Annotated in this window: 13 protein-coding genes; 6 read left to right on the top strand and 7 right to left on the bottom strand. The window is 70.5% G+C overall.

Going from position 1 to position 13,094, the window contains the following annotated elements; translation table 11 throughout:
- The first annotated feature begins 9 nt into the window (after positions 1-9).
- The gene (locus tag G6G98_RS11345) at positions 10-930 is read left to right on the top strand and encodes a hypothetical protein (protein WP_164234256.1); all 921 of its coding nucleotides are present in this window, start codon (positions 10-12) and stop codon (positions 928-930) included.
- 7 nt (positions 931-937) lie between these two features.
- Positions 938-1,432 (top strand): DUF6630 family protein, encoded by a 495-nt coding sequence (locus G6G98_RS11340; RefSeq protein WP_164234257.1) that lies wholly within the window; start codon positions 938-940, stop codon positions 1,430-1,432.
- Positions 1,433-1,458: 26 nt separating this feature from the next.
- On the opposite strand, the gene G6G98_RS11335 is transcribed toward G6G98_RS11340, so the two are convergent.
- The gene (locus G6G98_RS11335) at positions 1,459-1,929 is read right to left on the bottom strand and encodes a recombinase family protein (protein WP_166706096.1); all 471 of its coding nucleotides are present in this window, start codon (positions 1,927-1,929) and stop codon (positions 1,459-1,461) included.
- A gap of 53 nt (positions 1,930-1,982) precedes the next feature.
- The gene (locus G6G98_RS11330; RefSeq protein ID WP_067355908.1) at positions 1,983-2,972 is read right to left on the bottom strand and encodes a malate dehydrogenase; all 990 of its coding nucleotides are present in this window, start codon (positions 2,970-2,972) and stop codon (positions 1,983-1,985) included.
- 82 nt (positions 2,973-3,054) lie between these two features.
- Between G6G98_RS11330 and ypfJ the strand changes: the two genes are divergently transcribed.
- Positions 3,055-3,930: a KPN_02809 family neutral zinc metallopeptidase gene (gene ypfJ, locus G6G98_RS11325; RefSeq protein WP_067355905.1), complete on the top strand. Its 876-nt coding sequence runs from the start codon at positions 3,055-3,057 to the stop codon at positions 3,928-3,930.
- Between the two features lie 73 nt (positions 3,931-4,003).
- A complete protein-coding gene (gene pip / locus G6G98_RS11320) occupies positions 4,004-4,972 on the top strand; it encodes a prolyl aminopeptidase (RefSeq protein ID WP_067355902.1) in 969 nt (322 codons plus the stop codon).
- A gap of 149 nt (positions 4,973-5,121) precedes the next feature.
- On the opposite strand, the gene G6G98_RS11315 is transcribed toward pip, so the two are convergent.
- Together G6G98_RS11315 and G6G98_RS11310 are read right to left on the bottom strand one after the other, a co-directional pair.
- Complete coding sequence (locus tag G6G98_RS11315) at positions 5,122-6,894, bottom strand: aldehyde dehydrogenase family protein (RefSeq protein WP_164234259.1); 1,773 nt, start codon at positions 6,892-6,894, stop codon at positions 5,122-5,124.
- A gap of 58 nt (positions 6,895-6,952) precedes the next feature.
- Positions 6,953-7,213, bottom strand: coding sequence for a glutaredoxin domain-containing protein (locus G6G98_RS11310; RefSeq protein WP_067355898.1), 261 nt, complete (start codon positions 7,211-7,213; stop codon positions 6,953-6,955).
- Positions 7,214-7,353: 140 nt separating this feature from the next.
- Here G6G98_RS11310 and G6G98_RS11305 point away from each other — a divergent pair, with 140 nt between their 5' ends.
- The gene (locus G6G98_RS11305) at positions 7,354-8,529 is read left to right on the top strand and encodes a glycosyltransferase (protein WP_243842101.1); all 1,176 of its coding nucleotides are present in this window, start codon (positions 7,354-7,356) and stop codon (positions 8,527-8,529) included.
- Here G6G98_RS11305 and G6G98_RS11300 read toward each other — a convergent pair.
- Genes G6G98_RS11300 through rfbA form a run of 3 tightly spaced genes read right to left on the bottom strand, consistent with a single transcriptional unit; the run spans position 8,526 to position 11,817 of the window.
- Positions 8,526-9,950, bottom strand: coding sequence for a sugar nucleotide-binding protein (locus G6G98_RS11300; RefSeq protein WP_067357169.1), 1,425 nt, complete (start codon positions 9,948-9,950; stop codon positions 8,526-8,528). The genes G6G98_RS11305 and G6G98_RS11300 overlap by 4 nt on opposite strands.
- On the bottom strand, positions 9,950-10,948 hold the full coding sequence (gene rfbB, locus G6G98_RS11295) for a dTDP-glucose 4,6-dehydratase (protein WP_067355892.1): 999 nt from the start codon (positions 10,946-10,948) through the stop codon (positions 9,950-9,952). The genes G6G98_RS11300 and rfbB overlap by 1 nt, the downstream gene beginning before the upstream one ends.
- Positions 10,945-11,817, bottom strand: a complete 873-nt coding sequence (gene rfbA, locus G6G98_RS11290) for a glucose-1-phosphate thymidylyltransferase RfbA (RefSeq protein WP_164234260.1) — start codon at positions 11,815-11,817, stop codon at positions 10,945-10,947. Before rfbA ends, rfbB begins: the two co-directional genes overlap by 4 nt.
- A 72-nt stretch (positions 11,818-11,889) precedes the next feature.
- On the opposite strand from rfbA, the gene G6G98_RS11285 reads away from it, so the two are divergent.
- Positions 11,890-13,074, top strand: coding sequence for a low temperature requirement protein A (locus G6G98_RS11285; RefSeq protein ID WP_243842129.1), 1,185 nt, complete (start codon positions 11,890-11,892; stop codon positions 13,072-13,074).
- Positions 13,075-13,094: the final 20 nt, after the last annotated feature.

Here is a 13,094-nt window from a genome sequence, read left to right as displayed (position 1 = left end):
GGAAGTGTGATGACCACGCAGATCGACATCCCGCGGTCCCTGGCAGAGGCGACCCCGCTCCTCACACCGTGGCCCGTCGGGCTGATCCCGTTCCAGATCCGGGCTCAGCACCTCGCGCTGCAGGGGGCCGCAGACGCAGCGACGTCGGCGCTGCCCGTCGTGGCCGACTACTACGTCGGCGCGAGCCTCGACCTGCCGACGGCGGACGTACCGGTGAACGGCAGCATGCTCGAGGCCTGGGGCGTCGAGATCGACGTCGTGGTCGAGGCCGCCCGGGCGAATCGCGCGGACGATGAGGCGGAGGTGCGCTCGTACGGCTCGGCTCTCGTGATCGAGGGCGTGCCGTTCGCGGCATCCGTCCTGCTGAACCCGGCGGCGCTGTCTCAGCTGGCGTCGAACGGCACGCCGGTGATCATCGTCCCGGAGCCCGGGATCGTCGTCGTCGGCTACGCCGAGGACGCGGATTCGCTGGCGTCGCTCGCGCGCGCGGCGGAGGAGTCGCTGTCGAAGTCGGGGAGGCCGGTCTCCGCCACCCCGCTGGTCCGCACCGCAGACGGCTGGGCGCCGTTCACCTGGCCGGAGGCCGTCGCCTCCGAGGCGGGGCGGCTGCGGCGTCGCTGGGACAACGTGCAGTACGCGGCGGCCCGATCGGTCGTGCAGGCCGGCTACGAGGCCGGGGGCCGGCGGGTGTTCGTGGCCGACCACGCGCTCGCCGAGGACGCCGAGGGGAACCGGATCACGTACGCAGCCCTCACCGGCCCGCTCATGCTCGTGCCCCGCGCCGACTACTACGTGCTCCAGGCGGACGACGGCCGCATGGCGCAGGTGCCGTTCGCCTCGGTGGAGGCGCGGCAGGACGTCCTCGTCCCGGCGCAGGGCGTCGTGCCCGAGTACTTCGTGGTCAACCGCTTCCCCGACGAGCTGATCTGAGAAAGCCGTGACTGCGACAGCGAACGACTGGGGTCGGCTCTGCGAACTCCTGGACGACGACGCCGAGCTCGCCGCCGAGGTGCGGCTCGCCGCCGACGATCCCGAGGAGTACTTCCGCCGGCACGAAGACCGACTCGCCGACCGCGGCATCGAGTCCCCTGACGAGACCGACCCGTGGCTGGCGCTGATCGACGGACTCGACGACGTCGGCGCCCTGGCGTACCTGGATTGGAAGGACACCGGGGCAGAGGTCGCGCAGGCTCTCGCCGGGGTTCCCCGGGTGGTCAGGGCGGGCATCGACCTCGACGCCGTCGAAGACATCGATGACCTCGAGGCCGCCGTGGCGCACGCCGATCGGCTGCTGGCGGGCAGCGGGCTGCGCGTGGTCTACCTGGAGGAGGACTCCGACGCGTACCCGCTCGTGGTGGTGCCGTCCGCGCACGCCGCGGAGATCATCGAGATCTCCGCGCGACTCGGGTACGAGGCGCGCACGTTCGGCTGACGCCCGAGACGACCGGCGGGCGCAGGTCAGCGGGCGGCGTCCGCGAGGTGCCGGGCGTTGTGCGCCAGCACCTTCACCATGATGCCGTGACGGCGGAGCTCGGCGACCGTGCGGGCTCCCTCCTCGGCATCCCGGCCCAGCGCCTGGATGTTCGCCACGACCAGGACGTCACCGGTCTTCAGGGTCGCGATGAGGCGCGCCAGGCGGTCGGACCAGCTCTCCAGGATCTCCGGGGCCGGATCCCGGAAGCCCTCGATCGGCACGCCGAAGCGGGTGAGGGCGTCACGCTGCTCCACCACCGACGGCATCCCCTCGCGGGCGACGACGAGGCCTACCAGGCGGGAGCCGTCGGGCCGGGCGGACCAGAAGTCGCGGTTCTTCTGCAGCTCGGTGAAGCACTTCGGGCACTCCGCGGCCGGGTGCGGCAGGTGCAGCGGGCTGGTCAGGGCGTCGTCGACCGACGCCGCGGCCTTCGTGGAATCCGTCGTCTCGCTCATCGCGCACCTCCTGCATCCATTCTGCCCTGCCCGGGGGTGCGCCGGTGACCGTGTCAGAGCAGGCCGAGCGCACGCACCGTGTCGCGCTCTTCGACGAGCTCGGCGACCGAGGCGTCGATGCGGGCCCGCGCCCAGTCGCTGAGCTCCAGTCCTTCGACGATGCGCCACTCGCCGCCTTCCGATGTGACGGGGAACGAGGAGATCAGGCCCTCGGGGACCCCGTACTCGCCGTGCGACACGACGCCGGCCGAGGTCCAGTCGTCCGTGCCCCGCACCCAGTCCCGCACGTGGTCGATCGTCGCGCTCGCCGCGGACGCCACCGACGACGACCCGCGCACCTGGATGATCTCGGCTCCGCGCTTGGCGACCCGCGGGATGAAGGTGCCCTCCAGCCACGCCGGCACGTCGCCGACGATCTGCTCCAGCGCCTCCACGACCGGCTTGCCGCCGACGGTGGCGTGCGAGACGTCCGGGAACTGCGTGGCGGAATGGTTGCCCCAGATGGGCACCCGGCGGACCGTGTCGACGGGCACCCCGAGTGTCAGCGCCAGTTGCGCGCGCGCCCGGTTCTCATCCAGGCGTGTGAGCGCCGTGAAGCGCTCCGCGGGAACCCCGTCGGCGGATGCCGCGGCGATCAGCGCGTTGGTGTTCGCCGGGTTGCCCACCACGGCGACCCGCACGCCCGGCGCCGCGTTCGCGGCGATCGCGGCACCCTGCGGGCCGAAGATGCCGCCGTTCGCGGCGAGCAGGTCTCCGCGCTCCATGCCGGGGCCGCGGGGCCGGGCGCCGACGAGCAGCGCGAGATCGCAGCCGTCGAAGCCGACCGCCGCGTCATCCGTCACCTCGACGTGCTCCAGCAGGCCGAACGCGCCGTCCTGCAGCTCGAGGGCCGCGCCTTCCGCCGCGGCGAGCCCCTGCGGGATCTCCAGCAGGCGCAGCCGGACCTTCTCGTCCGGGCCCAGCATGTCGCCGGCCGCGATGCGGAACAGCAGCGCGTATCCGATCTGTCCGCCGGCTCCGGTGAGGGTGATCGTGGTGCTCATGCCCTGAGCCTACGACCGCTGAGGCCGTCAGCGTCACCGATGCGCCTCCCGCACCGTGCGGCACGCGGAGTACCCTCGAGCCATGACGTTCAATCCGGATGCCGACATCTCGACCACCACGACCCGGCGCAGCGGTCGCGGCGCCGTGATCGCCGGCGCGGGTGGCGTCGGCGTGCTCGGCATCATCGCGCTCATCGCGGGCCCCCTTCTCGGCATCGACCTCACGCCGCTGCTCGGCGGCGTGAGCGATCCCGGCGGAGGCACCGGCACCGGCGCATCGGTGATCGAGGACTGCAAGACCGGACAGGATGCCAACGAGAACGTCGACTGCCGCATGGCCGGCGCGCAGGTCGCACTCGACGCGTTCTGGGCCGAGAACGTCGACGGCTATCGCGCGCCGCAGCTCACCGTCGTGGACGGCTCGACGCCGACGCAGTGCGGCACGGCATCCAACTCGGTCGGCCCGTTCTACTGCCCGCCCGAGGAGGGTGTGTACCTCGACCCGACGTTCTTCGACCTCATGCGACAGCAGTTCGGGGCATCCGCCGATGATCTGGCGCAGCTCTACATCGTGGGTCACGAGTGGGGCCACCACATCCAGAACATCACCGGCGTCATGGAGCGCCACCCGAACAACGGCACCGGCCCCGACAGCAACGGCGTGCGCATGGAGCTGCAGGCCGACTGCTACGCCGGTGCGTGGATCGGACGGATGACGGAGCAGACGGATGCCGACGGCGACCCGTACCTGCTGAAGCCGACCGAGGCGCAGCTGGACGACGCGCTGAACGCGGCGTTCACCGTCGGCGACGACCACATCCAGGAGCAGTCCGGCTTCGTCAACCCGGAGAGCTGGACGCACGGGTCGAGCGAGCAGCGCAAGTACTGGTTCGCGAACGGGTACCAGAACGGCCTCGGCGTCTGCGACACCTTCGCGGTCGCCGGCGACCAGCTGTAGTCCGCCGCTTCGGCGATTCCGGCGCCGGCGCGCTAGCGTGGAGCCAGTGATGTTGGCTGTGACCGGGGGATCGATGACGATGAATCTGGACGGGCTGTATCCGCCGATCGAGCCGTACGACGAGGGCGACCTCCTCGTGGGCGACGGCCACCGGATGCACTGGGAGGTCAGCGGCAACCCCGAGGGGAAGCCGGTCGTGTTCCTGCACGGCGGCCCCGGCAGCGGGACCTCGCCCTGGCAGCGGCGCTTCTTCGACCCGGACGTCTACCGGATCGTGCTGCTGGACCAGCGCGGCTGCGGCCGGAGCACCCCGCACGCGAGCGAACCGGACGCCGACCTCCGCTACATCACCACGGCGCACCTGATCGCCGACATCGAGCTGCTGCGCAAGAATCTCGGCATCGAGCGGTGGCAGGTCTTCGGCGGCTCCTGGGGGAGCGCCTTGGCCCTCGCCTACGCGCAGGCGCATCCGGATGTCGTCACCGAGCTCGTCCTGCGCGGCATCTTCACCCTGCGCCGCGAGGAGCTGGAGTGGTTCTACGAGGGCGGGGCGGCGGCGCTGTTCCCCGACCTCTGGGAGGACTTCATCGCGCCGATCCCCGTGCTCGAGCGCACGCGGATGATCGAGGCGTACCACCGGCGGCTGTTCGACCCGGATCCGGCGGTGCACGTGCCCGCCGCGATCGCCTGGTCGACCTGGGAGGCGTCGACGGTGACCCTGGAGCCGGATGCCGAGCAGATCGCCGCGATGTCCGATCCGCGCACGGCGACCGCGTTCGCCCGCATCGAGAACCACTTCTTCATCCACCGCGGCTGGTGGGAGGAGGGGCAGCTGATCGCCGGTGTCGACGCCGTCCGGCACATCCCGACCGTGATCATCCAGGGGCGTCATGATGTCTGCACGCCGATGATGACCGCGTGGGACCTCCATCGGGCCTGGCCGGAGGCCGAGTTCGTCGTGGTCGACGATGCCGGTCACTCGGCAGCGGAACCCGGCATCCAGCGCGCGCTGCGCGCCGCCACCGACCGCTTCGCCGGCTGAACGCCCGTCCGGCCCACTGTCCCACGTTCCCGTCGCACTTCGGCACAGTGCCGGCGGGCGTCACTGTGCCGAACTGCGACCGGAGCGGGAAGAGCGGCCGTCGACGCCGAGCGCAGGCGCGGCCGGGCGCCGGGGCGAGCGGGGCGGGGTCAGGCGCGCAGCGCCTTCAGCAGCGTCTGCGCGAGGCCGAGCATCCGGCCGTCGACGCGGAAGCGGGTGAGGCCCTCGCTCACCTCGGCGCCGGTGCGGGCGGAGACGAACCACGGCGGCTTCGGCAGGATCGTCAGCCGTCCGCCCCCGTTCGCCACGGGAAGCGATCGCGGGAACGGCCGGAAGGGGCCGCGGATCACCGAGCGCTCCACCCGATCGAGGAGCAGAGCGTTGTGCACCACGCCGATGCCGCTGCCGACGTCGTCGATCGTGCTGCCGGGGAAAGCGCCCCAGGTCATGGTCGGAGTGATGAAGCCGAAGGCCGTCCAGCCGTTGATCGCGATGGACCCATAGCGGAGGTTCGCGACGGCGCGCTCGAACCCGGTGCCGAGCGCGCGCTCCGTCGCCGGATCGATGAGCAGGTTCGCGCCCAGCGTGCCCTGCAGCTTCTCGTTCGCGTGGGCCACGGCGGCGTCGAGGAACTCCTGACCGGTGCCAGGCACGGTGACGACGCCCAGCACCGGCGCGAAGTATTCGGTGCGCTGCAGCGCCTCCGGATCTTCGCCGTGGCCGATCTCGACGAGCAGCCGGTCGCCGAGCACGAGAGCCTCGGGGTAGGCGTCCGCCGCCTGCTGCATCCGCGACGGTGATCCCGGATACCAGACCGGCCGCTCCGGGGCCTTCGCGTACGCGCGGCGGAGGGCGGCGCGGAAGGCATCCGCCTGCGCCCAGTCGGACGAGAGGATGACGACCTGGCCCGCGATGCAGTTGTGGCCGCCGTTCTGCAGGCGCATCGTGACGATGTGCTCCGCCTGGTAGGTGATGTCGGCATCCGTCCACTCGCCCGGTACGACGATGATCGGGGAGACCCCGCCCAGCTCGGCCGTGATCGGCTTCTTCAGCTGTGGGCGACCCTCCCGGCGGCGGCGCTTCGCCGCAGCTCCGGTGCCCCAGACGATCGCGTCGAAGGTCGCCGCGGAGCCCGTGATGTGCACGTGCGAGAGGCCGGGGTGTCCGGTGAGATAGGCGCCGGCCGCGGGCCCGCCGCGGACGATGCGCAGCAGCCCGATCTCGATGAGGGGAGCGAAGGCGCGCTTGTAGACGGGCACGAGGGCGTCCTGCGTGGGGTTGACCTTCAGCAGTGCGGTGCGGTTGTGCGCGAGCAGCTCGTACAGCACGTCGAGCACGGGGATCGAGGTGATGTTGCCGGCGCCGAGCACCAGGCCGACGCCGCCGGAGACCTGCGGGGTGCGCTGCGCGAGCCCGGCCCCGGCGCGCGCTCCGTTCGGGGTGACGCCCGGCTCGAGCCACACCTCGCCGGTGAAGCCGGAGAGCAGGAACCGGTCGATGCCGGTCAGGGGGAACGCGTGCACGCGGGTGCGGCCGCCGGGCGCCCGATCGATGCGGACGCCTTCGAGGGGATTGGTGCCGCTCGCGAGGCGGGAGACGGTCTCGATGTACGCGTCGAGGGCGCCCAGCACGCTGTACGGGCCGCTGAGCCATTCCTCGCCGCGAAGCGGATGCCGGCCCTCGAGGCTCTTCGACGCGGCGGCGGTCGTCGCCCAGTCCTCGGCCACGGCGGCCACGCTCGCACGCACGGCGCGAAGCAGCGTCGCGCGCTGGGCGAGGGTCAGCGCCGTCCACACCGACGTGCCGGCGTGCAGGTCGGCGACGGCAGCGTCGAGGCGCTCGCGCTCGCCGTCCCCGAGTCCCGAGACGGCGGACTTCTCCGCGGTCTTCACAGCGGAATGCGGCGTGGTCGCAGAAGTCATCGGCGTCTCCTCAGGCGGGTTCCCCAGCTTACGGTCTCAGGCCTGGTGAGACCCCGTCTCAGATCAGGGCGAGCTCGCGCAGCTTCGACTCGACGTCGGCGTTCGACGGCTCGACGTGGTGCGAGGCGTCCGGGTAGACGACGACGGGGATGTTCGTGCGGCCGGAGATCTCCTTGGCCACGTCCGCGGCGGCGGGGTCGGCCACGAGGTCGACGTACTCGTACTCGATGCCGAGCTCGTCGAGCTGCTTCTTGGTGCGGATGCAGTCGCGGCACCAGTCGGCGCCGAACATCGTGATCGTGGATGCTGCAGAGGTCATGCTTCCAGGGTAAAGGCCTCTGGCAGGGAGGGCGCCGAGTGCGAGGCGCCTTCCCTGCTCGTGGGCAGCCGTTTCCCGCTCACAACAAGCCATGGCACGATGGAGGCCGCAGCCGAGCGCACGCCGGAGAAGGGGAGCACGTGGGCACAGGGGTCACGGTCATCGTGCCGACGTACAACGAGCGCGACAACGTCGCGGAGCTCGTCGAACGCACCGCACGCGCGCTCGCCGCGTGGGACGCCGAGATCCTCTTCATCGACGACAGCAGCGACGACACGGCGGCCGAGGTCGAGCGCGTCGCCGCCGATGCCGCGCTCCCCGTCCGCGTCATCCACCGCACGGCCAACACGGGAGGGCTCGGCGGGGCCGTGGTCGTCGGGCTCCAGGCCGCGGCATCCGATCTGTGCATCGTGATGGACGGCGACCTGCAGCATCCCCCCGAGCTGCTCCCCGCCCTCCTCGCGAGGCACGAGGAGGGCGGCGCAGACGTCGTCGCGGCGTCCCGTTACATCGGCGGCGGCGACACCAGCGGGCTCGGCACCGCGGTGCGATTCGGCGTCTCCCGGGCCGCCACCTGGCTCACCCGCGCCATGTTCCCCATCCGGCTGGCCCGCAGCACCGACCCGATGACCGGCTTCTTCCTCGTCGACCGCACGCGCCTCGACATCGACGTCCTGAAGCCGCAGGGGTTCAAGATCCTCCTCGAGATCCTCGCCCGCACCGACCTGCGCGTCGCCGAGGTGCCGATGGCGTTCGCCGAGCGCCGGCACGGCACGTCGAAGGCGAGCCTGCGGCAGGGCGCAACCTTCGTGGCGCATCTCGGCCGCCTGCGTTTCGGCAAGATGTCGCTGTTCGCCCTGATCGGCGCGGTCGGCGCCGTCGCGAACCTCGGCATCATGTGGCTGCTGACGACCTTGGGGGTTCCCTACATCTGGGCGGCGATCATCGGCGCCGAGGTCACGATCGTGGGGAACTTCCTCCTCCAGGAGCGCTTCGTGTTCGCCGACATGCGCACCGACGCCCGCGCGCTCGGCACCCGATTCCTGACGTCCTTCGCGTTCAACAACGTCGAGGCGGCCCTGCGCATCCCGGTGATGGCGCTGATGGTGGAGACCTGGCACATCTCCAGCGTGCTCGCCACCGGCCTGTCGCTCGTCGTGGCGTTCTTCGCGCGGTTCCTGTTCCACTCGCTGGTCGTCTACGCGCCGCGCGGGCGCCGCAGGACGGATGCCGAGGGCGAGCCCTCGACCGACACCGCGGCGCGGCGCGTGCTGCGCGCCATCGACGCCGAGGCGATGCGCCCGGGGGAGCTCTAGGCGTCGACGCCTTCCGCGGCGAGGTAGGCGTCGAGGGCCTCTCCGCCTTCGGACGGCTGCCAGCCCGTCGCGATGATCTTCGTGAGATCCAGCACGCTGTTCCGCGGTCGCGGCGCGATCGGTCCCGGCTGCCCGGCGAAGTACTCGGCCGTGGTCACGTCGGTCACCTGTGCGTCGTCGTGCCCGGTGCCGCGGTACACCGCGCGGGCGATGTCGGCCCAGGATTGCGGGGCGCCGGCGCCGGTGACGTTGTACACGCCGAAAGGCGCCCCCGTGCGGAGCAGGTGCAGGATGGCCGCCGCGAGGTCGGAGGCGAAGGTGAGCCGCCCGACCTGGTCGCCGACGACGCGAGGGGAGACGCCGCGGTCGGCGAGCGACGCCATGGTGCGCACGAAGTTGCGCCCGTCGCCGATCACCCACGACGTCCTCACGACGTAGTGCCTCGGAACGGCGGAGACGACAGCGTCGGCAGCCGCCTTGGTCTGGCCGTAGACGCCGAGCGGGGTCACCGGGGCGGTCTCCGTGTAGGGCGCCTCCTGGGTGCCGTCGAAGACGTAGTCGCTGGAGACGTGCACGAGGGTGATGCGGTTCTCGGCCGCGATCCGGGCGAGGCTCGCGACGCCGGTCGTGTTCGCGGCCCAGGCCTCGGCGCGTCCCTCCGGGGTCTCCGCCGCGTCGACGGCCGTGTAGGCTGCGGCGTTGATGATCGTGTCGTAGTCGCGCCAGCGGCGGGCCCCGGCGAGGTCGGCGGCGCGCAGGTCCAGGTCCTCCCTGGTGGCGTACTCGACATGCGCGGCGTCGCCGAGTCGATTGCGCAGTGCGCGGCCGAGCTGCCCGGACGCACCGAGCACCAGCGTCTTCCTCGGCGTGATCGGGGCGACGTCCGCGAGTCGCGGGTGCTCCCTGTCCTTGTCGGAGATGATCGCCTCGTCGATCGGGATCGGCCAGTTGATCCCGGCGGTCTCGTCGGCCAGGTTCAGGAACGTGTAATCGGCGTCCGGAGACCAGTGGTCGTTCACGAGGTAGACGTACGCCGTGCCCGCCTCCAGCGTCTGGTACGAGTTGCCCACACCTCGCGGCACGAAGATCGCGCGCGACGGATCGAGCTCCGCGGTGAACACCGTGCCGAACGTCTCGCCCTCACGCAGGTCGACCCAGGCGCCGAAGATCCTCCCGGTGGCGACCGAGACCCATTTGTCCCAGGGTTCGGCGTGGATGCCGCGAGTCGTTCCCCGCTCATCGTTGAACGCGACGCTGTTCTGCACAGGACCGAAGTCGGGGAGTCCTTCGGCGACCATCTTCTCGCGCTGCCAGTTCTCCTTGAACCAGCCGCGGGAGTCGCCGTGCACCGGCAGCTCGGCGAGGAGCAGCCCCGGGATCGGCGTCTCCGTGACGCTGAGCGCCTTGCCGAACTCGGTCATCACTGGCCCCTCGCGGCGTAGAAGGACTCGGTGGCGTCCTTCGACGGCGCCCACCAGTCCTCGTTGTCGCGGTACCAGGCGATCGTCGCGGCGAGGCCCGCGGCGAAGTCGCCGTATCGCGGCGCCCATCCCAGCTCGGTGCGGAGCTTGGTGGAGTCGATCGCGTAGCGGAGGTCGTGCCCAGCGCGGTCGGCCACGAGGTCGTAGGCGTCGGCCGGCTGCCCCATCTCCGCGAGGATGAGCTCGACGACCGATCGGTTGTCCCGCTCGCCGTCCGCGCCGATCAGGTATGTCTCGCCGATGACGCCCTTCTCGAGGATCGCCAGCACGGCCGAGGAATGGTCGTCGGCATGGATCCAGTCGCGGACGTTGCGTCCGGCGCCGTAGAGCTTCGGGCGGATGCCGCGGAGCACGTTCGTGATCTGGCGGGGGATGAACTTCTCCACGTGCTGATACGGGCCGTAGTTGTTCGAGCAGTTCGAGATCGTGGCATGCACGCCGAAGGAGCGCACCCAGGCGCGGACCAGCAGGTCGCTTCCGGCCTTGGTGGACGAGTACGGCGAGGACGGGTTGTAGGGCGTCGACTCGGTGAAGCGCTGCGGATCATCGAGCTCCAGGTCTCCGTAGACCTCGTCGGTGGAGATGTGGTGGAAGCGGCGCTGGTGCCGTCGCGCTGCTTCCAGCAGCGTGTACGTGCCCACGATGTTCGTGTCGAGGAAGGGGCGCGGGTCGTGCAGTGAATTGTCGTTGTGGGACTCCGCGGCATAGTGCACGACCGCGTCGACCTCGGCGAACAGGGAGTCGACCAGCTCGGCGTCGGCGATGTCACCCTGGACGAAGCGCACGCGATCGTCGGGCAGCCCGGCCAGCGACGCCCGGTTGCCCGCATAGGTGAGCTTGTCGAGGACCGTCACGTGCGCGTCGGTGTTCTCGATCACGTGATGCACGAAGTTGGAGCCGATGAAGCCCGCACCGCCGGTGACCAGCAGGCGCGTCATCGGAGCCCCCTGGTCAGCAGATCGAGAAGGTAGGCGCCGTAGCCGGACTTCACGAGCGTCTCGGCGCGCGCCTGCAGCTCGGCGTCGTTCAGGAAGCCCTGACGCCAGGCGACCTCCTCGGGCACGCCGATCTTCATCCCCGTGCGTCGCTCCATCGTGCGCACGTAGTCGGCGGCATCCGTCATCTGATCGAAGGTCCCCGTGTCGAGCCAGGCGGTCCCGCGGGGAAGCACCTCGACCTGCAGCCGGCCGCGCCGGAGGTACTCGAGGTTCACGTCGGTGATCTCGTACTCGCCGCGCGCGCTGGGTTCCAGAGCGGCGGCGATCTCCAGCACGTCGTTGTCGTAGAAGTAGAGACCGGGGACGGCGTAATTGCTGGTGGGGTTCCGCGGTTTCTCCTCGAGGGACAGCACCCGCCCCGCATCGTCGAAGGACACCACTCCGTACGCCTGCGGCTCCGCCACCCAGTACGCGAAGATCGAGCCGCCCTCGATGTCGGCGAAGCGCTTGAGCTGCGTGCCGAGACCGGGGCCGTAGAGCAGATTGTCGCCGAGGACGAGGGCCACGCTGTCGTCGCCGACGAAGTCCGCGCCGATGGTGAACGCCTGGGCGAGGCCGTCAGGGGAAGGCTGCTGCGCGAACGAGAGGCGGATGCCGAACTGCGAGCCGTCGCCGAGGAGCCGCTCGAAGTGCGCGGCGTCGTGAGGGGTGGTGATCACGAGGATGTCGCGGATGCCGGCCAGCATCAGCGTCGACAGCGGGTAGTAGATCATCGGCTTGTCGTAGACCGGGATGAGCTGCTTCGACACGCCCAGCGTGATCGGGTGCAGTCGCGATCCCGATCCCCCGGCGAGAATGATCCCCTTCACAGACACCAGAGTGGCACAGCTGGAGCGTTACCGGTGCGCCCGCTCCCGCACTAGCCTGTTGCGGTGACCGATATGACCACGCCCCGCTTCCGGCTCGCCAGGATGCTGCCGCGCGACCCGGCCCAGACGCACCGCACCGCCAGCACTCTCGAGCTCTTCTTCGATCTGGTGTTCGTCGTCGCCGTGAGCACCGCGGCCGTGCAGCTGCACCACGCGATGAGCCACGGCGATTTCGTCCACGGCATCACGTCCTACGCGATGGTGTTCTTCGCGATCTGGTGGGCGTGGATGAACTTCACCTGGTTCGCGACCTCGTTCGACACCGACGACTGGCTCTACCGGGTGACGACGATCGTGCAGATGGGCGGCGTGCTGATCCTCGCGGCCGGCATTCCTGCGGCGTTCCACGGAGACTTCACGGTGCCGGTGATCGGCTACGTCGTGATGCGCATCGCGATGATCACGCAGTGGTTGCGTGCGAGCCGGTCAGCAGGGCCCGAACTGCGCACGGCCACGATCCGGTACGCCGGGGGCATCGCGGCGGTGCAGGTGCTCTGGGTCCTGTTCCTCCTGATCCCCGCCGGTCCGCTCCAGCTCGTCGCTTTCGTGGTCTTCGCGCTGATCGAGATCGGCGTCCCGGTGTTCGCGGAGTTCAGGCACCAGACGCCGTGGCATCCGCATCACATCACCGAGCGGTACGGCCTGTTCACACTCATCGTGCTCGGCGAGAGCCTGCTCGCCTCGGCCAATGCGATCATCGGGGCCCTCGACAAGGTCGACGCGCTGGGCCCGCTCATCGCGATCGCCGTGCTCACCCTCGTGGTCACCGCGTCTCTGTGGTGGATCTACTTCTGGCCGCCGCACCACAGGGCGATCACGACGTTCGGCCGCTCGCTGCGCTACGGCTACACGCACTACCTCGTGTTCGCCGCGGCCGCGGCGTTCTCGGCCGGCATCGAGGTGGAGATCGACGTCCTCACCCACGAGAGCCACCTCACGACCCTCCAGGCCTCCCTCACCGTGTCGATCCCGATCGCGCTCTTCCTGATCGGGATCTGGTGGATCGGGATCCGCGACAACGCCGACCGCGTCGTGAACACCGTGGTGCCGCTCGGCGCTCTGCTCGTGCTGCTCGACCCGATTCTGCCGATCCCGATCGCGATCACCGCGGCCGTGATGGTGGCGATCGTCGTCGTGCTCGTCATCCGGCCGCCGGTGCCCCGCGACTCGCTCTCGACCTCGGGGAAGGCTTCATAGTCTCCGCATAGGCGGGGCAT

The organism is Microbacterium hydrocarbonoxydans (assembly GCF_011752045.1).
In the GTDB taxonomy this organism is placed as follows: domain Bacteria; phylum Actinomycetota; class Actinomycetes; order Actinomycetales; family Microbacteriaceae; genus Microbacterium.
The sequence above is the reverse complement of the archived record's forward strand: the minus strand, read 5'-3'. Positions and strand labels throughout refer to the sequence as shown.

Coding starts and splice junctions, on each gene's coding strand:
- G6G98_RS11345 (WP_164234256.1), top strand. CDS start 10: ATGACCACGCAGATCGACATCCCGCGGTCCCTGGCAGAGGCGACCCCG.
- G6G98_RS11335 (WP_166706096.1), bottom strand. CDS start 1,929: ATGAGCGAGACGACGGATTCCACGAAGGCCGCGGCGTCGGTCGACGAC.
- G6G98_RS11330 (WP_067355908.1), bottom strand. CDS start 2,972: ATGAGCACCACGATCACCCTCACCGGAGCCGGCGGACAGATCGGATAC.
- ypfJ (WP_067355905.1), top strand. CDS start 3,055: ATGACGTTCAATCCGGATGCCGACATCTCGACCACCACGACCCGGCGC.
- pip (WP_067355902.1), top strand. CDS start 4,004: ATGACGATGAATCTGGACGGGCTGTATCCGCCGATCGAGCCGTACGAC.
- G6G98_RS11315 (WP_164234259.1), bottom strand. CDS start 6,894: ATGACTTCTGCGACCACGCCGCATTCCGCTGTGAAGACCGCGGAGAAG.
- G6G98_RS11310 (WP_067355898.1), bottom strand. CDS start 7,213: ATGACCTCTGCAGCATCCACGATCACGATGTTCGGCGCCGACTGGTGC.
- G6G98_RS11300 (WP_067357169.1), bottom strand. CDS start 9,950: ATGACCGAGTTCGGCAAGGCGCTCAGCGTCACGGAGACGCCGATCCCG.
- rfbB (WP_067355892.1), bottom strand. CDS start 10,948: ATGACGCGCCTGCTGGTCACCGGCGGTGCGGGCTTCATCGGCTCCAAC.
- G6G98_RS11285 (WP_243842129.1), top strand. CDS start 11,890: ATGACCACGCCCCGCTTCCGGCTCGCCAGGATGCTGCCGCGCGACCCG.